Genomic DNA, 22,264 nt, shown 5'->3' with positions numbered 1-22,264 from the left:
TCCTCCCATTACGCCATGATGGCGCTGATCATTTCGTGAATCTGCAGCTGGGTGACGTTCTTGACGTCGATGGCGGCGCGCACGCAGACGCCCACGCAGGAGCCACAGCCTTCGCACAGAACCTCGTTGACGCTGGCCTTGCCGTCCACCAGGGTAATGGCGTCATAGGGGCAGGCGTCGACACACATCTCGCAGCCGGTGCAGTAGGGGTCTCTGACCTTTGCCACCATCGGGCTGTGGGCCAGTTGATCCTTGGAGAGCAGGGCGATGACCTTGCTGGCGGCGGCGCCCGCCTGACTGACCGTCTCCGGGATATCCTTCGGTCCCTGGGCTGCGCCGGCAAGGTAGATACCTGCCGTGACGCTCTCGACCGGTTTTAATTTCGGATGGGCCTCGGCCAGGAAGCCGTCTTTGTCGCGGGCTATCTTCAGGATCTTGGCGATCTCGGCAGTCCCCTTGGAGGGTTCCATCGCCTGAGCCAGAACCACCATATCGGCATCGATCTCGACGTTGCGTCCCGCCAGGGTATCGACGCCCATCACCCTGAGTTTGCCATCCTTTTCGTAGACTCTGGAGACCCTGCCGCGCAGGTAGATCACGCCGTCATTCTCCATCGAACGCTGTACGAACTCCTCGTAACCCTTGCCGCCGGAGCGGATATCGATATAGAAGATATAGGCCTGCCCATCGGGGACATGGTGTTTATAGAGGGTTGCATGTTTGGCCGTGTACATGCAGCAGATCTTCGAACAGTAGGCGCAGTGGTTCTCCGGATCCCGGGAGCCGGAGCACTGGATAAAGACAATCTCCTTGGGCACCTTGTGGTCCGACGGCCGCATAATATGGCCCTCGGTGGCGCCTGAAGCCGAGCAGAGACGTTCAAACTGGAGGCCGTCGAGCACGTCCGGGTAGCGGCCGCCACCGAATTCACCCATATGTTCCATGCCGTAGAGGTCGAACCCGGTGGAAACAATGATCGCTCCGATATCTTCCTCGGTGACAGTCGGCTTCTTGTCGTAATCAATTGCCCCGACGTCGCAGACCTCCTCGCACTTGCCACAGACCACGGGATTGAGGCCGAGGCAGGCCTCTTCATCCAGGGTAAAGGAGGCTGGGATCGCCTGGGCGAAGGGGATATGGATGGCGCGGCGGTTGGTCAGACCCACGTCGTACTCATTGGGCACGGCGACCGGGCAGACCGGTGTGCAGTCGTCGCAGAGCTTGCACAGCTCGGGATCGACGAACTCCGCCTTTTTCTTGATCTTGACCTTGAAGTTGCCGACGAAGCCGGAGATGCTCTCCACCTCGCTTTCGGTCATCAGCGTGATCTTGGAATTCTTCGACACCGAGACCATCTTCGGTGACAGGATGCATTGGGAGCAGTCGAGGGTCGGGAAGGTCTCCGACAGCTTGAGCATGTTGCCGCCGATGGTCGCCTGTTTTTCCACCAGAACCACGTCGAGACCAGCATCGGTCAGATCGAGCGCGGCCTGAATGCCGGCAATGCCAGCGCCGACTACCATAGCCCGGCGGGTAACCGGAACACCGATAGGCTCAAGCGCCTGATTGTGCTGCACGCGACGCACCGATGCACGGGTGATCTTGAGGGCCTTTTCGGTGGCCACTTCCATGTCTTTATGCACCCAGGCGCACTGCTCGCGGATATTGGCGATCTCGCACTGGAAGGCGTTGAGGTCACCCAGCTCCGAGGCATCGCGAAAGGTCTTTTCGTGCAGGGTCGGCGAGCAGCAGGAGATGACCATGCCATTGAGGTTGTTATCCTTGATGGCGTCGATGACTGCAGTCTGACCCGGGTCCGAGCACATATAGACATAGTCTTCGGAAAAAACGACACCGTCATCCTTGGCCAGCTCCTGCGCGACCTTCTTGACGTCGACAGTGGCGGCAATATTTTTACCGCAGTGGCAAACAAAGACACCGGTGCGCTTTGTCATTGCGCGTCCCCAGTCACGAGTGGCTTCTTCTCCAGCAATTCGAGCCCGTATGCAAAACCCTTGTCGAAGGCCTTCTTGTTGATTTCGAGAAAGCGGTCCGGGATCAGCCCCGGCAGGGCCTTCTTCATCGCCTCTGGGGTGACGATCCTGGTGATGGCAGAGAAGCAACCAAGGGTCACCAGATTGGCAAACAGGCGGTTGCCCAACTCCTCGGCGAAGCGGGTGACCGGCGCGGGATACATCTGTACCCGCCCTGTATCCTCTTTAGGTGTGACCAGATCCGCCTCGTAGATAAGGAGACCGCCGTCCCTCAGCTTCGGCTCGTAGGTATCGTGGGCATCCTGTGACAGTGCGATCAGTACGCCGGGCAGGGTGACGTAGGGATAGAGAATCCGACTTTCGGAGACCACCAACTGGGAGCTGCAGGCGCCACCACGGGCCTCGGGGCCGAAGCTCTGGGTCATGGTGGCGAATTTGTCATCATACATCGACAGCGCCTTGCCGGTGATCAGGGCGCAACGGACGATGCCCTGACCGCCAAACCCGGAAAATCTGACCTCACGCATGGTTGATCTCCTGATTTTTATAACCGCAAAGGGCGCAAAGAAAAGTAAAGAAAAGCGATTGGTTCGCGTTGCAAAATTTGTAGGATGCTGGTGAGCCTGCGAACCGCATTATTCGCTGACACCCCGAGCGATGCGGTTCGCTATGCTCACCACATCCTACATTGGGATCCGATGCATTTATTTCCCTTTGCGTTCCTTTGAGTCCTCTGTGGTTAAACATAAACACCTCAGAGCCCTTCCTCATCCACGCCCATATCTTCGGCCATCATCTGGGCCTCTTCATCCTCCATCAGGGCTTGTACCTTGGTTCTCTCCTCCGCCTCGCGCTTGGCCTTCTCCTCACGCTCGGGCTTGCTCATGCCGTAGAGCTGGTAGTCGTCGCCCAAGACGTTGGCGTAACGCTCGTTGACTGCCTCGTAGTAGGTCGGCTTCTCCTGATTGACGAATCGGCCCATGACGATATCGCCCTGGAAGTCGATGCCTACATCGCGGGTGTCGACATCCTTCTCAACCCCAGCGTCCTCTTTGTAATATTCGAGTGCATCGAGGCCGTCGCCCAGGCGATTGCGACGTTGATAGAGTGTGGTGCAGGGGGCGATCACCTCGATGAAGGAGAAGCCTTTGTGATTCAGCGCCTCGCGAATCGATTTGGTGATATTGCGCGCATGCAGCGAGGTCCAGCGCGCCACGTAGGTCGCCCCGCAGGCGTCCGCCAGAAACGGCAGACTGAAGGGGTATTCGTAATTACCGTAGGGTGTGGTGGAGGCGTTGGCTGTCTGCGGCGTGGTCGGCGTCACTTGGCCGCCGGTCATGCCGTAGGTGAAATTGTTGACGCAGATGACCATGATGTCCATGTTGCGGCGGGCGGCGTGGATGAAGTGGTTACCGCCGATACCTGTGAGATCGCCGTCACCGCTGACCACCACCACCTTGAGATCGGGGTTGGCCAGCTTGAGACCGGTGGCGACGGGGATGGCGCGACCATGGGTGGTGTGGATGGAATCAAAGTTCACATAACCGGCGACCCGACCCGTACAGCCGATGCCGGAGATCACCGCCAGCTTGTCCATGTCGATGCCGCTCTTCTTGACGGCCTCGGCGAAGGAGTTGACCACGGTGCCGATGCCGCAACCCGGACACCAGATATGCGGCATCCGCTCCATACGCAGAAAATCTGTCATCGGGCTCTCTGCGCGGAATTTTTCGATATTGACTTCGATGCTCATTTGCTGGCCTCCTTGATGGCGTCAAGGATGACGTCGGGATCATGCACCGCGCCACCGCAATGGGGAACACTGACGACCCGGCACCTGCCGGCCGCACTGCGTTCGATCTCCCTCACCATCTGACCGTAATTGATTTCCGGAACAACGATAGCCTTCACCTTGCCGGCCAGCTCCTCGATTCTCTTCTCCGCGAAGGGCCAGATGGTGATAAGCCGCATCGACCCCGTCTTGATGCCGGCCTCGCGCGCCAACTGTACCGCACGGGAGACGATCCGCGAGGTGATGCCGTAGGAGACGACAACGACATCTGCACCCTCCACCTCACTCTCATCGAGCTGGATGATCTTGTCTGCGTTGGAGTCGATCTTCTCGATCAGGTGGGTGACGACCTTTTCGTTCTGCTCCACGGTCAGGCTTGGATAGCCGCGCTCGTCATGGGTGAGGCCGGTGATGTGGAAGCGGTAACCGTCACCCGCCTTGACCATGGGGGCAACATCCTTGCCGGTGAACTTGTAGGGACGGTAATCCGCCTTGGGACCCTCATACCAGTTGCGCTCCACCACCTCGATCTCCGAAGCGGGTGGGATGACGACCTTCTCGTGCATATGGCCAACGGTCTCATCGGCCATGATGAAGACCGGAACCCGATAGGTCTCCGACAGATTGAACGCCTCTACCGTCAGGTCGAAACACTCTTGGGGCGAATCCGGGCAGAGGGCGATAATCCGGTAGTCGCCGTGAGATCCCCAGCGTATCTGCATCATATCCTGCTGGGCGGGGAGCGTCGGCAGGCCGGTGGAGGGGCCGGCGCGCTGTACATCGGCGATCACCATGGGGGTCTCCGTCATGACCGCCAGGCCAAGATTCTCCATCATCAGTGAAAGGCCAGGACCAGAGGTCACTGTCATCACCTTCTGTCCACCCCAGGCGCCGCCAATCAGGGCAGCGATGGACGCAATCTCATCCTCCATCTGGATGAACATGCCGCCAGCAGCAGGACAACGCTCGGCGAAGCGTTCGGCCGTCTCGGTCGACGGCGTGATCGGATAACCGGCAAAGAAGCGGCATCCGGCCGCCAATGCCCCCTCGGCAATTGCGTGATCGCCGTCGAGGAAGTGAGAGCCCTCGAGTACACCTTTCGGATCGGCGGCAGTCTTACGCATTCTCATTCTCCTCTGTCTCCGCCTTGCGGGTGACGTAAATGGCGAATTCCGGACAGATCGTCTGGCAGAAATCACAATCTCTGCAATCGTCCGGCGATTTGATGTACGGGGGATGATATCCCTTGGCGTTATATTCGGATGACATGGCAAGGGCATCGGTTGGGCAATAATTGACGCAGAAACCGCAACCCTTGCACCAGGCCTTGTTGATGGTGACAACGCCGGTGATTTGTTTGATTTTGCCGAATGCCATCCTGTTTCCCTCAGAGCAGACCTTTCCCGGTCAGCAGGGGACCGGGAGGCGTGTGATGGAGATCCAGCCTCAGTACCGACTCGGACCCTCCGAGGGCAATAGCCATCAGCTGCGAGAAATAGACGACCGGCATGGTATGGAAATCGGCATGGATTTTCAGGGTTGTCTCCTGGCGGTGATCCAGATTGAAGGCGCACAGGGGACAGCTTACCGCCACCGTGTCCGCACCCTGCGCCTTCGCAGCGCCCAGGATCTCGTAAGTCTTGTCGGCGATGATTTCAGGCTTGTCGACGGTCTGGTGGGCGCCGCAACACTCGGTCTTATGGCTGAAATCCACCGGCTCGCCACCCAGGACAGTGATCAGGTCCTCAAGCACCCTGGGATTATCTGCATCGTCGATCGCCGCCTCGTTGGGCCGCACCAGCATACAGCCGTAGTAGCAGGCCACACGCAGGCCTTCGAGGGGTTTGACCACCCGCTCGCGAATGGCATCGAATCCGATCTGATCGCGCACCACCTCCAGGACATGCAGGACATCGACATCCCCTGCGTAATCGACCGGCTCGTCATACATGAAATCGTTCATGCGAGCCAGATCCTCCTTATTGGCGCGGGCGCGGTGGTTGGCCCGTTTGAGCGTGTTGAAACACATGGAGCAACCGGTCATGAGCTGCGAGTCTCCCCGTTCACGGGTGCGCAGCAGGTTGCGGATCGGCGCCACCTGACGCATCAGATCGTCCGCAGAGAGAGAGTAGACGGTGCCACAGCAGTTCCAGCGATCCAACTCCACCGCTTCCACCCCAAGCTTATCCATCGCGTAGAGGGTGGAATCCTCGAAATTCCGGGCATGGTTCTTGAGCGTACAACCGGGAAAATAGCTGAGCTTCATGAGGTGAACTTTCTCATACTGCCGATGAGGGCAATGGGCGGGATGGCGCGCAGATCCGCTGCGGAAATCTTCTCCACTTGCAGGTGGTCCTGCCGCGCGCGCAGCTTTATCTGGCGCATGGACTCGATCAATTCGGCGATCCGAACCCCTTTTGGACAGCGCATATTGCAGGTCATGCAGGAGACACAGAGCCAGATTGCCTCGCAGTTGAGCAGATCCTCCTCCATTCCCAGTTGCGCCAGCCGGATCATCTGGTTCGGTGGGATATCCATATAGGCGGCCATGGGACAGCCGGCGGAACACTTTCCACACTGGTAGCAGGCCATCAGGTTCTGGTCTGCGAGCCGCTGAACCTTCGCAGTGAACCCGCTGTTGATCTTGTCTCTTGAGACGAACACCATCATGAGGTAGCTCCTGCGTCAGGAAGTAACCAGGGGAGAACGTGAAAACCGCTCACTTGCCTTCCTTCCCATTGCCACAACCACAACCGATCCGGCTGCGCAGTATGGAGTGGCGCGCCGGAATATTGCCGAGGCGGGCCAGTTGATGCAGCCTGACGTCCTCTGGCGTATAGGAGGGCAGGATCACCGGCGAGATCAGATCGCTGTCGATGCCCTGGTCAGTCATCTCTCCGGCGTAGGCGGTGACATGCTCCAGGCTGAGTTTGCCGAGTTTTACCGACTTGGCGTACTCGCTGGCCTGCTTGCCGACGCGGCGGCCGAAGACGTTATAGTCGAGCACCGAATTACCCATCAGGCGGTTGCGGCCGTGGACGCCGCCCGACGCCTCGCCGGCGATGAACAGGCCCGGAATATTGCTCTCGCAACGTTCGTTGATCTCGATGCCGCCGTTCTGATAGTGGAGCGAGGGATAGATCAGCATCGGCTGCTTGACGATATCGATGTCGTAGTTGTCGAACGCCCGGCACATGCCGGGGAACTGATGCCTGGTGTAACCCTCGCCATGGATCATGTCGATGAGTGGCGAGTCCAGCCACACTCCGCTGCGACCGTAGGCGGTATCGACACCCATGTTCCGCACGTCGCTGCATTCGCGGATGATGGCGGCGCTCTCCACGTCTCGGGGTTCACGCGGGAAGACGAAGAGTTAGCCGTCCTTGTTCAGTGGCTGGCCCCCGGCGCCGCGGATCTTCTCTGTAATCAGGAAGCCGGCGATCTGCTCTGGGTAAATAGCGCCGGTGGGATGGTACTGGACCGAATCCATGAATTTGAGGTTGGCGCCGGCGCGATAGGCCATTACCAGTCCATCGCCGGTGGCGCCATAGTGGTTGGTGGTGGCAAAACCGCGGATATGCAGCCGTCCGAAGCCGCCGGTGGTGATCACCGTTGTCTTGGCCCTGACCACCATGAACTGCTCGGTGTCCAGATTGTAGAGGACGGCGCCGGCGCATTGACCCTTGTCGTCCAGCAGCAGCTCGATGGCCGGCTCGAATTCACGCACGCTGATCTCGTCCGGGTGGTTCTCCACCTCGTCCATCAGGGTACGCATGATGACGGCGCCGATGTAGTCGCGGCAGGAGACCATGCGTTTGTGCGAGGTGCCGCCGCCATGCAGGACCTGGAGCGAACCGTCCTCCATCTTGTCCCACATGACACCCAGATTCTCCAGTTCCCTGACGACCTCCGGGCCATCCTCGGTCAGTGCGCGAACCAGTTCGGGCTTGTTGTCAAAATGACCGCCGCCAATGGCGTCCAGATAGTGCCGGGTGGGCGAATCCTGTGGTGTAACGGCGGCCTGCATGCCGCCCTCGGACATCATGGAGTTGGCGTCACCCAGGCGCAGCTTGGTGGCGATCATCGGTTTGATGCCGTTTTTAATGGCAGTGATAGCGGCCCAACAGCCAGCGCCGCCACCACCGATGATCAGCATATCGGTCTCGTAATCGGGGTTGGCGAGACTCTCCTCCATCCGCTTCGGGTCGAGCATCGAATGGGCTTCGAGCAGATCGGTGATCTCAGTGGTGAGTTGCTCACCTTTGTTGGGGCCGATGCGGATGTGACTGCGTGCGGCGGACGCGGAATCGGGGTGGAACTTGGAGAGCACGTCCTCCCGTTCCGCCGCATTCATCGGTGGATAGACCGGCTTGTCGCTCTTCGCCAGCTCCAGCCTTTTGGATCGAGTCTGATTCACCTTTTCAAGCGAATCTTTTAGATAATCCGGATACATTCATTTCCTCCGAAAGCACGCTCGTTGTCGCTAAGAAACTGCCCCTTCAAGCGCCCCGAAAGTGGTGTTGTCTTACCTTCCCTAATCCTGCAGGGAGGCCGTGCTACTCCGTATCTCTCGCGTAATAGCGCTCGCTGAGAGCCTCCCTGTCAAGGGACATCAATTCGGCATACTCGCCATCGTACTCGTGGTTCTTTACCTGCCGGATGCGGATGTCGAGTTCTTTACTCTCCTTGCGCAGATAGCGTCCATAGAGGCGCTTGCCGAGAATGGCGACCTTGTGCTGGATGATCTCGGAAGGGCAGCGCAGGGCGCACAGCCCACAGCCCACACACTCATATGAGAGTTCCATGAGTTCGGCAATGTCACCGCGCATGGCGGACTGGATGTAATCCATGACCTGAAGTCCCTGTGGGCAGGCCTTGGTGCAGGTGCCGCAGGCCACGCAACGGAAGACGACAGGATAGAGTGCTTTTATGGTGTCAACGTCAGGAGTGAGCGTTTCCAGGTCATAGACCGCTTTCTCAAGGGGTACGGATGGTATCTGAGAGAGTGCCATCCCCTCCTGGACCAGGGTGGTGCAGGCAAGGCCGGTATGAATCCGGTAGTCTCCGGGCAGTCGGTAGATAGTGCCGCAGGCGCCGCAGAAGCCTTCGCGGCAGCCCGCTCCGCGGATGATCTGCTGGCCACTGTACTCGATGGCCCGCATGATCGTGGAGTCATCGGGAACCAGGGCGGGTTTGCCCATGATGGAAACTGTCACCATGCGCGCCTGAGGTTGCTCGGGCTTGCCGGTATCGCTCACAGCCTTATTCTTGTCATCGGTTTCGTTTTGCTGATCGCCACTCATAGGGATTTCTCCGCCTGTGCCTATCATTCAAGCCGTTCGGCCCGATTCCGGATCCCGCTCTGGGGTATCCGGACACCCACTCATCCAACTTCTGCCTTGCGGCTATCCCGAACGGCATGGCCGACAGGATTTCCACAGTAACCTCCAGGTTTCTTGAAGGTCGATGCTAACACTACAGTTCGTGCAAATACAAAATTTGTTCAAAGCCAATCGCCAGGAATCTGGAGAATAGGCTTCTATGGCGCGCCACCGGCCCAATCGCGCTGCCCATAGTCCAGCTCTGATTCTGCGCCAATCTACTGCTCCCTTACGTTTTTCAGAGGTAATTATTGATTTGATTCTTCCCAACTCATCGAGATGCCAGGGGCAGGTGCATATGAATGCTCATCGATGCATAAGGCATGTTTCCTGTACTGTGACGGAGTTGGCAAAAATGCCTTCGAGGAATAACCTTTAATCCCCTCTTAAGAAACCTGCACTAGCTTGGTGATTAGGATATTTTTCCCAAAACGTATCCTGATGCCGAAAGGCCACAGATTTACTGGCCTACTAAAGAAAACAGCTATTGGAGGATAATAAGTATGTCCCTGATCAAATATATGTTGCGCGTGTGTGCTGCTTCAATTCTGCTGGTATCAGCAGCATCAGCTGATTCTGCACAATCCGCTAAGCAATACAGTATTAGTGATCTCATAAACAATGCCTTACTGAGCAGGGAAGTCACAGTGCTCGTCCAGGTAAGAAAGATCACTGGAATAGATGCCCAAGGCCGACAGCAGGTTTTGTATGAGAATAAGGCTGGAAAGCTTGTCCAACTCGATCTTCTTGCTTCGACAGTTCAACGCCTTGATGGACGTATGATTTCTGTCGGAAAGTATGAGAATATTCAGCTGGAACTGTCGAATGATATCCATCTGCTTGGCAAAAACAGTGTGGTTTTGCGGGCACCATTCTCTGATCAAAAAGGCACAGTTACCATCAAGGCAGAAGGTGAGATTTATGTGAATCCTGCACGAGTCGTGACGTCACAGATCACAATCGATATGGATGAATTCTCCCGCCCGTTGCCGCCCGCATTGGTTCGTGCGTTACTGGCAGCGGTACCTGCCAATGGGTGCAGCACGGGCGCTATCTGCTAGTAACTTGTTCTATTTTGTAGTGCCGACCAGCAGATTAGATCTGCTGGTTTGGCGCTGCCACCCGGGCTTGCGCCAGATACACCGGTTCGGCACCGGGATAGATTCCCATGATCGTTTCCTTCCAAATCAGGACGCCATGCTTTAAGTCACCCGTGAGGTCTGATGTCCTGGGTTGAACCACCCCAAGTAAATGCGACAATAACAGCAGGAAAGCGAGCTGAAGTCCTGGTGGAATGTGCTACATTTTGTGAGCACATCGAAGCCTAAAAGCCATTCAGCTGGCCGAACAGGTAAAATACCGATTCCCGCGTATCGATAAACACTCAGTGGTGGAGTACCATTTTTCCATCATATTGAGAGATGAGCTGGCTCGTCTTTGTGGTGAGGCAATGGAATGAAACTTGTGGGGTGGGCGAGGGTATGAAAATCCTCCACACATCAGACTGGCATATCGGCCGGGCGCTTTATGGACGAAAACGTTACCAGGAGTTCGCAGCGTTTCTCTCCTGGCTGGCGGAGAAAATCGATCAAGAGCAGGTGGATGCACTGCTCGTGGCCGGCGATGTCTTCGATACAAGCACACCGAGCAATCGAGCTCAGGCGCTCTATTACCGGTTCCTGTGTCGTGTGGCAGCCTCATCCTGCCGACATGTCATCGTGATTGCGGGTAACCACGACTCTCCCTCTTTTCTGAATGCCCCCAAGGAACTATTGCGCGCGCTTGACGTTCACGTCATTGGCTCGATCGGAGAGAGCCGCGATGAAGAAGTTCTGCTGCTGCAAAATCGTGACGACTCCCCGGAACTCATCGTTTGTGCAGTGCCCTACCTGAGGGATCGCGATATTCGAGTGGCGGAAGCCGGTGAGAGCATTGACGACAAGGAACAGAAACTGATCGAGGGCATACGCACCCACTATGCTGAGGTGTGTGACCTGGCTGAACAGAAACGTAACGCATTGGGTATCGAGGTTCCCATTATTGCCATGGGGCATCTCTTTGCCGCCGGAGGACAAACGGTTGATGGCGATGGTGTCCGCGAGCTATATGTCGGCTCACTTGCCCATGTGACCTCGGGAATCTTCCCGGAATGTATCGACTATCTTGCGTTGGGCCACCTCCACGTCCCGCAGAAGATCGATGCCTCAGAAGTGATGCGTTATAGCGGGTCTCCGCTGCCGATGGGCTTTGGAGAAGCCACCCAGGAGAAGAGTGTCTGCCTCGTTGAGTTCACTGGCAGAGAAGCAACGGTGACGCTGATCAAGACACCTGTCTTCCAACGGCTTGAGCGCATACAAGGTGACTGGGACGACATCTCCGCCCGGATCCTGGCGCTGACTGCAACACAAAACCAGGCATGGTTGGAGGTCGTCTATGAAGGCGGGGAAGTGATCGGTGACCTGCGTGAGCAACTCGATACCGCGATATCAGAGACCAATCTGGAGATTCTTCGGGTGAAGAATAACCGGATCATAGATCGGGTGCTCAACCGAATTCACGATAACGAAACCCTCGACGATCTGAATATCGATGATGTCTTTGCACGATGTCTTGAGGCGCATGAGGTGCCGGAAGCACAGCGCCCTGAACTTCTGCTGGCCTATCAGGAGACGATCGCCGTTCTCAACCAAGCCGATACCCGAGCAGAATAGAGACGGACAATGCGCATACTGCAGGTACGTTTTAAGAACTTGAACTCGCTTGCCGGTGAATGGGCAATTGACTTGGCATGCCCCGCTTTTTCATCCGACGGCATCTTTGCCATAACCGGTCCGACCGGTGCGGGCAAAACGACGATCCTCGATGCTATCTGTCTCGCGCTTTATGGCCGAACGCCTCGTCTCAACAAGGTCACCAAGAGCGGGAATGAGATTATGTCACGGCAGACGGGTGAGTGTTTTGCCGAAGTGACCTTTGAAACCCAGGCGGGACGATTTCGTTGTCACTGGAGCCAGCACAGGGCGCGAAAAAAACCAGGCGGGGAGTTGCAGGCGCCTAAACATGAGATTGCGGATGTTGATTCAGGCCGGATTCTTGAGGCAAAGCTCCGCGGTGTTGCCGATCAGATTGAAACGGTTACCGGCATGGATTTCGACCGCTTCACCCGCTCCATGCTGCTTGCGCAGGGAGGCTTTGCGGCTTTTCTGCAGGCGGCTCCTGACGAACGCGCCCCCATTCTGGAACAGATTACCGGCACAGAGATCTACAGCCAGATCTCCATTCAGGTTCATAAACGACACTCTGAAGAGCGTGAAAAACTGGATCTCCTTCAGGCTGAACTGGCCGGGATGCAACTGCTGAGTGAAGAGGATGAGCAGCAGTTGAAAGCAGGCCTTGAGCAGAGGGTTCTGCAGGAGGCCGGTTTGAATCAACAGGTTGATCAAAAAGGTCAGGCAATCGCCTGGTTGGATGGAATCGAACGACTGGAAGAGGAGTTGAACTTACTGCAAGAGCAGAAGCAGGATTTGAAGATGCGTCAGGAGGTTTTTCACCCTGAGGGAGAAAAGCTTGAGCGGGCAATGCAGGCCCTGGAACTGGCAGGCGATTTTGCCAGTTTGAGTTCGCTACGTCGTGAGCAGGAGACGGATCAGCAACGCCACAAAGAGTATCTGCTGACCCTGCCTGAAAAAGAGGCCGAAGTAAGACGGGCCGAAGAGACATGGAAACTGACCAATGAGCAGCTGAAGCAGAAGCGAGGCGAGCAAAAAGAGACGCTGCTTGTCATCGGCAAGGTACGAGTGCTGGATACCAAACTGCGGGAAAAAGAGGCGCCTGTCAGAATGGCCGCGAATGTCCTCAGAGAGACGGAAGAAACGCTTGTTGCCCTTCGAGCCAGGCATAGTGAAGGCAGCCAGATTCTGGATGAGCAGAAAGTCATCCTCAAAGAGGTTCAGAAACTTCTTTCAGAAAGCGAGGCGGATAAGGGACTTGTCGAACAGCTTGCCAGAATTCTGAGTCAGTTTGACCGGCTTCGTGAACTGGATGGAAATGTCCGTGATAAGGCTGGGGAAGTGGTTTCAGCCGAGACGCAAAAGAGAGAAGCCTCACGATTGTGGAGTGAGCAATCAAAAATGCTACGGGGACAAAACGATGCCCTCGAAGTTATCCAGAAAAAACTGCTTCAACAGCAGAATGAACTGACAGATATTCTCGCTGAACGAGAGGTTTCACTGTGGCGGAACTTACTCTCGGATCTCAAAGAGAGAGAGTCCCTGCTAAGAGAGACAGGCAAGTCGCTCCACTCGTTGAGTGAATCACGCATTAGCCTCGGTCAACTCAAAAACCAATATGAAAAATTCACTGCCGAAGAGGGGCCATTGGCCAGGCAGATCCTGGAACAAACTGAGAGATTTGCGGTCTTGGAGCGGGAGTTGTTGCTGCTGGAAACACAGCTCTCCCTGCTTACCCGAATCCAGAGTTTTGAGGAGGCCCGGCAGCAACTTCAGGATGGTGAGGCTTGCCCCCTTTGCGGTGCAGAGGAACACCCGTATGCAGAAGGGAATATTCCCGCCACGGATGAGACCGCAACTGAACTGAAGCGTGTGAGAGAGGATTTAAAACAGGCCCGTGACAGGCTTTCCGGTCTCCAGATTAAACAGGCTGAAACCCGGAAAGACCTGCAACAAAACGAGACCCTGCAACAACAAGTCAGAGACAGGATTAGCACCGAAGAGCAGCAGATTCGTGAAGGGTTCAGGGTGCTTGCTGTTGTTGAGGATGGGGGCGATGATCCGGCAGATGCCTTACCAGGGTTACAGCAGGAGAATAGGGAAAAACTGGAGATGACCGCAAAGATCGTGTCGGCTGCTGAGAGATACGAGAAGGAGATTGCCTCCCTACGTGAATTGATTGAAGAGACAAGAGAGACGCTGGACCAATCAGAGCAGGAAATTCAAGGTTTGCTGTATAAAAAACACGCAGCAGGACAGGCAGTTGATGGCCAGAAAGATGGGTTGGATGCACTCAGGATCCAGTTGCAGAATGCCCAGGAGCAGACGCTGCAAGATCTGCGGGGCTACGGTTTTCAGGCGCTGGCCACGGATGCGCTGAAGCCGATTCAGACTGAGCTGATTACACGGCGAGATCAATGGCTTGATCGGCAGAAACAACAGAATGATCTTGAAAGACACATCTCCAACCTGGAGTTGCAGACAGATCATCAAGCCACGCAAATCAACACATCAGAGGCCGTTCTGATAGAACAACGGGAGATTCTGCGCAACCTGATCCGTGAGCAGGACTCCCTGACCCGGGATCGAATTGCGCTTTTTGCAGATAAGAACCCGGATACCGAAGAGACCCGTCTCTTCACATCTGTTGAAGCGGCTGAAAAACAACTCGAAGAGTCCCGTCAGGTATTTCATCTTGCAGCGGGGGAGCAGGGCAAACTGAAAGCCGCGATTGCGTTGATTGAAAGGACGGTGCTCGGCAGGGCTGATCAGTTGAAACAGAGTCAGGAGGCGTTCAAGATCCGACTTGGCCAGTTCGATTTCACCGATGAAGCCAGCTACCAGGCGGCCTGTCTGCCCGAAGAAGAACGTAACAATCTGATGCAGCAAGCCCAGCGGCTGGCAACTGAGCAAACAGAGTTGAATACAAGGAGACGGGATAGATCATCATTGTTGGATATCGAACGAAAAAAACAGACGACGGACCAATCTCGCGACCAGCTCAAGGAGGCGTTGGAGGCGCTTGTAAACCGCCGAAAGAGTCTCCAGCAGGAGGTGGGTGGCATGCGGCAGAAGTTGGACGACAATGAGAATCTGAGGCGCAAACAACAAGATCGAGCCAAGCTGATCGACGCACAAAAAAGTGAATGTTCGCGCTGGGGTCTTCTGCATGAACTCATCGGCTCGGCGGATGGCAAGAAGTATCGCAACTTCGCCCAAGGCTTGACCTTCGAAATGATGGTCGGGCATGCCAACCGGCAACTGCAGAAGATGACTGATCGCTACCTTCTGATCAGAGATGATGGGCAGCCGTTGGAACTCAACGTGGTGGATAACTATCAGGCGGGTGAGATTCGTTCAACCAAGAACCTGTCGGGGGGTGAGAGTTTTATCGTCAGTCTCTCCCTGGCGCTTGGTCTCTCCCAGATGGCCAGTAAAAACGTCCGGGTGGACTCACTGTTCCTGGATGAAGGGTTCGGTACCCTGGATGAAGAGGCCCTGGACACTGCGCTGGAGACCCTCGCAGGGTTGCAGCAGGATGGCAAGTTGATCGGTGTGATCTCCCACGTCTCAGCCCTCAAGGAGCGCATCGCCACCCAGATAGAGGTAATGCCGCAAGCGGGTGGAAGAAGTACGATCAGTGGACCTGGGTGTGGCAGGGTGGAATAACCGCATGATATGGCTAGTCTTTTCCGACGCGCGGGTTGATGTCGATGGCCGCATAATCCGCCCCAATGTGAAGTGACGGAGGAGCATCGTCCAATGCCACGTTTTTCGCTGGAGAGTCTATGGCCGTTTGTGGCGATAGTGGTAGCGGTCTATGGGGCAATGCTGCTGATACTCTATTTTTCCCAGTCACGCCTGCTCTACTATCCCAGCCTGCCCACCAGGGCGATCATGGCTACGCCAGATCAAATCGGGCTGAGCTTCGAGACGATCGCATTCACCACCGACGATGGCATAACCCTGCACGGCTGGTTTCTGCCGGTCGAAAAGCCGCGTGCCACGCTGCTCTTTTTTCACGGCAATGCCGGCAATATCTCACATCGCCTGGATTCCCTGGAGATTTTTCACCGGCTTGGTCTGGCGGTGCTGATCTTCGATTACCGCGGTTTCGGCCGGAGCGAAGGCCGTCCGACAGAAGCGGGAAATTACCGGGATGCAGAGGCCGCATGGCGCCTGCTGACTGAGCAGAGGAAGATCCCGCCGGAGGATATACTGCTGTTCGGCCGCTCTCTGGGGGCCGCTGTCGCCGCCCGTCTCGCCTCAAGTTATCCAGCAAGAGGCCTGATCCTGGAGTCTGCCTTCACTTCAGTGCCGGATATGGCAGCAGATCTCTACCCCCTGTTTCCGGTGCGTTGGCTGTTACGTTTCCAATTTGATACCAAGGCTTATCTTGAATCTGTCACCTGCCCGGTTCTGGTGGTCCATAGTCCGGACGACGAAATCATCCCTTTTAAGCATGGGCAGCGGCTCTACCAGGCAGCCCGTCAACCGAAACGGTTTCTGCAGATCGGCGGCAGTCACAATATGGGGTTTCTACAGAGTGGCAACAGTTACCGGGAGGGACTGGAGCGATTCATCACAATGATTGACCGTAGGTGATTGAACCATGCGTATCGTCATAGCTCTGGGGAATGCACTGCTACGCCGTGAAGAACCCTCTATAAAAATCGCAAACGAAAAAAACACCTCGAACACCGTGCCTCACACGATTTTGCGGTTTTCAGCTAGGTTTCAGTTTGTCGGTTTAATATTACCGATAGAAAGAGGTGTTTCAGGATGTAGTCCGGCAAGTGTGCCGTTTTTTGGAGAGTCGATATGAAGATGTTATATAAATCAATTGTTACGATTCTGTTGAGTGGAACAGCATTGTTTGTTGCAGCTCAGTCGCCCAGCTATCTTCAGCGGGGACCTGTGCCGTTTGAGGCCTATGATCGTGACGGCAGCGGAGCTATTACTACAGAAGAATTCAATGCCCTTCGCAACGAGCGAAGGGCAGCACGCGCCGCCGAGGGACGGCCGATGCGCAATGCCGCCAAGGCTCCGACATTCGAACAGTTCGACCTCGATGCAGATGGCGTACTGAGTGCAGACGAAATGGCGGCAATTCGGCAGCAGCAGATGTCACAGCGGTCCTATGGAAGGGGGCCGGAGAAGGGGACAGAGCAAGCCCCCGGGCGCGGTGTGGGTAGGGGCCGGAATATGCCCACATTCGCTGAATTCGATCTTAATGGTGACGGGGCCATGACTGAGGATGAATTCATCGAGGCTCGCGGTCAGCGAATCAGCGAGCGTGTCAAACAGGGCTATATGATGAGAGGTCTGAAAAATGCACGGCCTTTCAGCGAAGTCGACCAGGATGGTGACGGCGTGGTGAAGGAGTCTGAGTTTCTGCAGATGCAGGCCCAGCATCGCCAGTCACGTTCTCAGTAGGCGTTTCATTGTGGCCAGGGAAGGCCAGGATGATATCTTTCAGGGAGAAGAGTGGGTGTACGGTACCTGGTCTGTTAGACCTCCTTGGTATCGGCATCCGGATGTGGCAGAGCACTTCGCTGTGTTGCCCTGGAGCAGAAATTGTTTGCCACAGGCATCTAGTCACAACCCACCGTTCTGCGGTCCCGCGAACAACCATTTTTTATCCATGAGTTTTTGCGGGTTGACAACCAGGCATTCCTTACTAATTTACTAGGTTATAGCCACTACAATAACCAAAGGCTATTTCATCACATCATAGACGGCTGGGGTTCACTTTTATTTACGCGAGGTTACTTCTACCCTCTGCCTGTCTTCGGGGATTTGCCAAGGAGCATGCATAATGAAAAAGGTGATCAGGATGTTTTGCCGTACAAGTCTAATTTTTCTTCTTATCCATTTTGCCAGTTTCGGAGCGCTGGCACAGAATGCCTCAGTAGCAGTCGATACCGCCCGCTGGAACGGAAATAAGGATCGCTTGGTAGTGAAAGGCCGGAGCGATACCCTTAACCTCGTCTTTTTGTCGGATGCATTAACGGGGAAGGAACTAGCCACAGCCCAGGCCGATGATGATGGGTACTGGATAGCAAAAGTGAACGGTCTTTCAATTTCGCCTTGCTACGTACGTGCGGTATCCGGCGGTAGCACTGCGGAAGCACGGGTTAAGCGGACGGGCGGAAATTGCAGTAGCGCTGGACTCCCACCGGACCTGACAGCGAGTATTTATAGGGACAAACTCTGTTTCCTGTGTCACGGCGATGATGGAACGGGCATCATGGGATCCGGGGGCGATATTCAGGGCAAGTCCGCTTACGACACTCAACGTGCGATAGCCGAGGAACTGGTCCACACGGGTATTGACGTTACACGCCAGGAAGTCAAGGCGCTTACAGCTTTCCTGGAAAATCCCACTCCTCTTCAACCGTTGGAGACGGTAGATTTCTCCGACCCGGAGCAGTGCAGGATTTGCCATCCGCGTCAGTTCCGTGAGTGGTCCGGCAACATGATGGCCTACAGCGCACTCAGTCCAACATTCAGCGCACTGGAGGCCCTCGGCAGTGCCTTCTCAGTATCCCAGGGAGGTTCCGGATTCGCTGCCGGTGATCATCCTACGGCCCTGTTCTGCCAAAGCTGCCATAATCCGGTGGACAGTTTGCTTGGCAGTTTCCCAACCCTGTCTGACAGCAATGGCCATGCGATGAGGGATTTTGCCACCAAGGCTGGACGAGGAGGCATCTCCTGCGACATCTGCCACCAGATTTCCGGGCCAGATACCTCACTTGGATTTGGTCGTCTCGGTGACGGAATCGCGAATACAGCGTTTGTATTGGAACCCGGAGATACGAAGTTTGGGCCGCTGGATAATCCAGAGTACAGCCCTACACATACTTCGGCTCATGGCCAGGACATCAATATGCAAGACGGCTACCTGAGTAGCAGTGAGTTCTGTGGCACCTGCCATGATGTGCGTATACCACCGGACGCCAATCTGACCGATGCCGTTGATCCGGTGACCAACGAGCCTTTCCAGCGCTTGGAAAACCTCTTCACTGAGTGGAAAAATGGTCCCTACGGGCCGATCAATAATACGGTCGGAGGCGTTGTGACCTGCCAGGACTGTCACATGGATCTGGGTCCGCCAGAACCTGCCGGTTCCTACGCTGAAGGAGAGACGACAGTGTATCCACGTCCCAGATATGTGTTCGAGCGAGAGGAGGTCAGCACCCATTATTTCACGGGCATCGATATCGCATTGGTCGACTTCCCTGGCCAGGACAATGAGGCCCGCGATGAGAACGGCAATGTCATCGGCCAGGTACAACGGCGCCGGATTCTCATGGAGTCAGCAGCCGAGATCGCAGTATCGGCCCCTGCGGATGCGGACAGCGGCAGTACCATCCCGATCACGGTTCACGTAACCAACAGCGGTACCGGGCATAATCTGCCTTCCGGCTTTTCTCAGGAACGACAGGTATGGGTCGAACTGATCGTTTCCGATAATAATGGTCAGACGGTCTACGAGAGCGGTACGTTGGTTGATACAGCGCATCCGGAAACCGGTGAAACGGAACCCGACGGCAATCTTGATGATGAAGATCTGCGTAATCTTGTTGGACCCAACGGTGGTTCCGGTGTTATTGATCCGCTCACACTGGAGGCAGATGTGATACATGGCCCGGATTACAACCGACGTCACGAGGATCCGCCTGTCTACCAGGGTCTTGCCAATTTCGGCAACGAGTTCATCCGAATTCAGGTGGATGAAAACGGCGAGCCGATGCGGGACGACCAGGGGCATTTCATCGAAGAGGAGGTGCTCATGCCATTCCTCTCAACCCACACGGACAACAGCTTTTCCATTCCCGCGTTAAAGACCGTGGATGTACGCTACGACGTCGATGTACCAGCGGGCATCGAAGGCCCGCTGCAAATCAATGTCCGTTTACGCGCCAGAGCCTTCCCACCGCGTTTCCTGAGAGCTCTGGCAACAGGTCGGCCGGATCTGGTTAACGAGAAGATGGTCGATAGAAACAGGATTGTTGACATGGTTTCCGCTGTACCAGTCAAGGTGCAGATCCAGTAGCGCCAACCAATAATGAAAGGGGGGTAGTCAGCTAGCGCCTCCTCCCACTATATGTTGTGGTGCTGCCAATCAAAGCCATGAGCAATTTCATGCTCGATTATGGGCCCCGTAATGACAGCTTGTTCAAGTAATCTCCGAAAAACCAGTCCACGGCTACGTGATGTGCGACGGTTGAATCGAAAAGTAAATTCCTCCAGATAAGATTGCAAATGCTCAGCACTAACCGACCCCTGATGTGTGCCAAGGATCCACCGCTTGAGCAGACTCGCAATTCGATGGACGCCCGGCATAGAAACGTGTGCCGGGTCATCACTGGATGAAAGCACCGTCTTTTGGTGTACATAACCCTTCTGCTGCAGATCGTTGTATCCGCCCCAACCATCGGTTTGTACAGTACTCCCAGAAGCCACTACGTCAGTGATAAATGCAAGCAACTGATCACCTGAGGCATCAGGAATATGACGCATTCGGACTCGACCAAACCCCTTTGGATTTTTGATCTCAACAGCAATCGCAACGATAGCTTTATCGGCTCCACGCCCTCGTTTACCACCATGATCGACACCACCCACAAGGCTCTCATCGACCTCAACGATTCCGGACAACTGCTCTCGTTCACTCCGTACCATAGCAATACGATACTGGTGAAGCATTTTCCATGCAGTACGATAGCTTGTGCCTAATGTTCGTTGTAGCGTTTTTGCGGACATACCATTCTTTGCTGTTGTCATGTGCCAAGCAGTTTCAAACCAAGTTGTAAAAGGAGTGCGTGTCTTGTCAAAGATAGTCCCTCTAGTGGCAGATGCTTGATGACGACATTGAGGGCAAACCAGTCTCCCTCGAGTTTGATGCCACGGTTCTGAAGCAAAGCCGCATGCCGGGCAAATAAAACTATTGGACCAACGTAGCCTTTTCAGATAAGCGATACAGGATTCCTCGTCAGGAAACCACTCCACAAATTCCCGATATGTTCGTGGATAGTCTCGCCCTGCTTGCAGACTTAGCCATGATTTCTGTTTGTCTCGTAAATCTTCCACCCCTATATCTTGTACCAGGAGGCGCTAGCTGACTACCCCCCTAATGAAATTGCCTGACAGACAGGCCCAGCTTCCAGCTGGGTCTGTCTGGTGTAGGGAAGCAGCCCCCATCCCTTTGCCAACGAGACGTCAGCTGATTTTGACTTCCTGTATGGATTGGGCTGACCCGCGCAGTATGGCGAACTTGAGTTTCTTGTATTCGATACTGCTGCCCACCGGTGGAATTTCGCCCGCCTTCTCCAACAAAAAACCCGCCAGACTGGAGTAGCGGCCCTTTGGCAGATCAATGCCCAACTCCTCAGCCAAATCAGACAGATCAACCCGGGTGTTCACTAGTAGGGTGCCGTCCTCCTGCCGCTGAATAAATTGTATCTCGGACTCTGCGGCATCGTACTCGTCCTGGATTTCTTCCACCACTTCTTCCAGGATGTCTTCGATACTGACGATGCCTTCCGCACCGCCGAACTTGTCCACCACGACCGTGACTTGCTCTCTTGTCCTGCGCATGTCCAGCAAAAGATCCTGGATACTCTTGCCGGCGGGTACGTATGTGACCTGCTTGATGAAGGGTTGAATCGGCTCGTCCGCCTCCACCCCCAACAGTTCCAGCGTGTCAAGCACGTCCACGATACGATCCACCCGTTCCTGATAGACAGGGATTCTTGCGTGTGAATGCTCGATGGCAACATTTCTGGCCTCACTGCAGGTGACGCCCTGTTCCACCATGGCCACGTCGATTAGTGGCATCATCACTTCGTGCGCCGTGGTTTCGCCGAAATTGAACAGGCGTCGGATCATACCCTGCTCCATAGGCTCTATGTCCCCGTCACCGCCAGACATTTGCATCATGGTCTTGATCTCCTCACGCAGTGTGAAGGGGTTTTGTGCATCATTGCCGCCGAGCAGGCGGCCCAGCAGGCGGGCCAAAAAGCTGAACACCAGCAGGATGGGATAGAACAGGTAGGAACAGAATTTCAGGACAAAGATGACGCGCGGGGTAAGGTCGTTGGCGCGCTGCTGAAAAATGCTCTTGGGTACGATCTCCCCGAACACCCAGATCAGGGGCGCGACCAGTACGATGGCCATCCAACTGGAGCCTGGGCCGAACAACTCAAGCATCAGGGCGGTGGCCATGGTGGTGTTGGTAACCACAGCTATGTTGGTGCCCACCAGGGTGGTGGACAACAGCCATTCCGGTTTTTTGAGCATCTCCAGGGCCAGTCGTGATCCCTCGGAGCCTTTGGCCGCCCGGTGCCGCAGTTTCATGCGGTC

At 55.5% G+C, this 22,264-nt stretch carries 16 protein-coding genes and 1 pseudogene; 6 read left to right on the top strand and 11 right to left on the bottom strand.

Features of this window, described 5'->3' with window-relative positions:
* Positions 1-8 precede the first annotated feature (8 nt).
* From G9Q73_RS16890 to G9Q73_RS16850, 9 genes and pseudogenes are all read right to left on the bottom strand, one after another.
* Positions 9-1,955 carry a CoB--CoM heterodisulfide reductase iron-sulfur subunit A family protein gene (locus G9Q73_RS16890; protein ID WP_177420817.1) on the bottom strand — a complete coding sequence of 649 codons (1,947 nt, stop codon included), beginning with the start codon at positions 1,953-1,955 and terminating at the stop codon, positions 9-11.
* On the bottom strand, positions 1,952-2,521 hold the full coding sequence (locus tag G9Q73_RS16885; protein ID WP_177420816.1) for a 2-oxoacid:acceptor oxidoreductase family protein: 570 nt from the start codon (positions 2,519-2,521) through the stop codon (positions 1,952-1,954). The genes G9Q73_RS16890 and G9Q73_RS16885 overlap by 4 nt, the downstream gene beginning before the upstream one ends.
* A gap of 227 nt (positions 2,522-2,748) precedes the next feature.
* Entirely contained in the window at positions 2,749-3,747 is a 999-nt protein-coding gene (locus G9Q73_RS16880) for a 2-oxoacid:ferredoxin oxidoreductase subunit beta (RefSeq protein WP_177420815.1), read from the bottom strand.
* Positions 3,744-4,910: a 2-oxoacid:acceptor oxidoreductase subunit alpha gene (locus G9Q73_RS16875; protein ID WP_177420814.1), complete on the bottom strand. Its 1,167-nt coding sequence runs from the start codon at positions 4,908-4,910 to the stop codon at positions 3,744-3,746. The genes G9Q73_RS16880 and G9Q73_RS16875 overlap by 4 nt, the downstream gene beginning before the upstream one ends.
* The gene (locus G9Q73_RS16870) at positions 4,903-5,163 is read right to left on the bottom strand and encodes a 4Fe-4S dicluster domain-containing protein (protein WP_177420813.1); all 261 of its coding nucleotides are present in this window, start codon (positions 5,161-5,163) and stop codon (positions 4,903-4,905) included. Before G9Q73_RS16870 ends, G9Q73_RS16875 begins: the two co-directional genes overlap by 8 nt.
* Before the next feature lie 10 nt (positions 5,164-5,173).
* Positions 5,174-6,052 carry a CoB--CoM heterodisulfide reductase iron-sulfur subunit B family protein gene (locus G9Q73_RS16865; RefSeq protein WP_177420812.1) on the bottom strand — a complete coding sequence of 293 codons (879 nt, stop codon included), beginning with the start codon at positions 6,050-6,052 and terminating at the stop codon, positions 5,174-5,176.
* On the bottom strand, positions 6,049-6,456 hold the full coding sequence (locus G9Q73_RS16860) for a 4Fe-4S dicluster domain-containing protein (protein WP_177420811.1): 408 nt from the start codon (positions 6,454-6,456) through the stop codon (positions 6,049-6,051). Before G9Q73_RS16860 ends, G9Q73_RS16865 begins: the two co-directional genes overlap by 4 nt.
* Positions 6,457-6,505: 49 nt before the next feature.
* Positions 6,506-7,942 (bottom strand): annotated as a pseudogene (locus tag G9Q73_RS16855) (FAD-binding protein).
* Positions 7,943-8,342: 400 nt separating this feature from the next.
* Positions 8,343-9,089 carry a 4Fe-4S dicluster domain-containing protein gene (locus G9Q73_RS16850; RefSeq protein WP_177420810.1) on the bottom strand — a complete coding sequence of 249 codons (747 nt, stop codon included), beginning with the start codon at positions 9,087-9,089 and terminating at the stop codon, positions 8,343-8,345.
* 581 nt (positions 9,090-9,670) lie between these two features.
* On the opposite strand from G9Q73_RS16850, the gene G9Q73_RS16845 reads away from it, so the two are divergent.
* From G9Q73_RS16845 to G9Q73_RS16815, 6 genes are all read left to right on the top strand, one after another.
* Positions 9,671-10,228: a hypothetical protein gene (locus G9Q73_RS16845; protein WP_177420809.1), complete on the top strand. Its 558-nt coding sequence runs from the start codon at positions 9,671-9,673 to the stop codon at positions 10,226-10,228.
* 420 nt (positions 10,229-10,648) lie between these two features.
* Positions 10,649-11,878 carry an exonuclease SbcCD subunit D C-terminal domain-containing protein gene (locus tag G9Q73_RS16840; protein WP_177420808.1) on the top strand — a complete coding sequence of 410 codons (1,230 nt, stop codon included), beginning with the start codon at positions 10,649-10,651 and terminating at the stop codon, positions 11,876-11,878.
* 9 nt (positions 11,879-11,887) lie between these two features.
* On the top strand, positions 11,888-15,565 hold the full coding sequence (locus G9Q73_RS16835) for an SbcC/MukB-like Walker B domain-containing protein (protein WP_177420807.1): 3,678 nt from the start codon (positions 11,888-11,890) through the stop codon (positions 15,563-15,565).
* Positions 15,566-15,673: 108 nt separating this feature from the next.
* Positions 15,674-16,501 (top strand): alpha/beta hydrolase, encoded by an 828-nt coding sequence (locus G9Q73_RS16830; RefSeq protein ID WP_439654718.1) that lies wholly within the window; start codon positions 15,674-15,676, stop codon positions 16,499-16,501.
* A gap of 222 nt (positions 16,502-16,723) precedes the next feature.
* Positions 16,724-17,332 carry an EF-hand domain-containing protein gene (locus tag G9Q73_RS16820; protein ID WP_246345349.1) on the top strand — a complete coding sequence of 203 codons (609 nt, stop codon included), beginning with the start codon at positions 16,724-16,726 and terminating at the stop codon, positions 17,330-17,332.
* Between the two features lie 814 nt (positions 17,333-18,146).
* Positions 18,147-19,955, top strand: a complete 1,809-nt coding sequence (locus G9Q73_RS16815; protein WP_177420804.1) for a hypothetical protein — start codon at positions 18,147-18,149, stop codon at positions 19,953-19,955.
* 47 nt (positions 19,956-20,002) lie between these two features.
* Here the strand turns inward: G9Q73_RS16815 and G9Q73_RS16810 are convergent, their stop codons facing one another.
* Positions 20,003-20,992 carry an IS1595 family transposase gene (locus G9Q73_RS16810; protein WP_177420803.1) on the bottom strand — a complete coding sequence of 330 codons (990 nt, stop codon included), beginning with the start codon at positions 20,990-20,992 and terminating at the stop codon, positions 20,003-20,005.
* Positions 20,993-21,121: 129 nt separating this feature from the next.
* Positions 21,122-22,264 (bottom strand): hemolysin family protein (locus tag G9Q73_RS16805; RefSeq protein ID WP_177420802.1); only part of this gene is annotated, 1,143 nt, incomplete at its 5' end.

It is taken from the genome of endosymbiont of Lamellibrachia barhami, assembly GCF_011947365.2.
In the GTDB taxonomy this organism is placed as follows: Bacteria; Pseudomonadota; Gammaproteobacteria; order Chromatiales; family Chromatiaceae; genus QGON01.
This window is presented reverse-complemented; position numbering and strand designations above follow the sequence as displayed.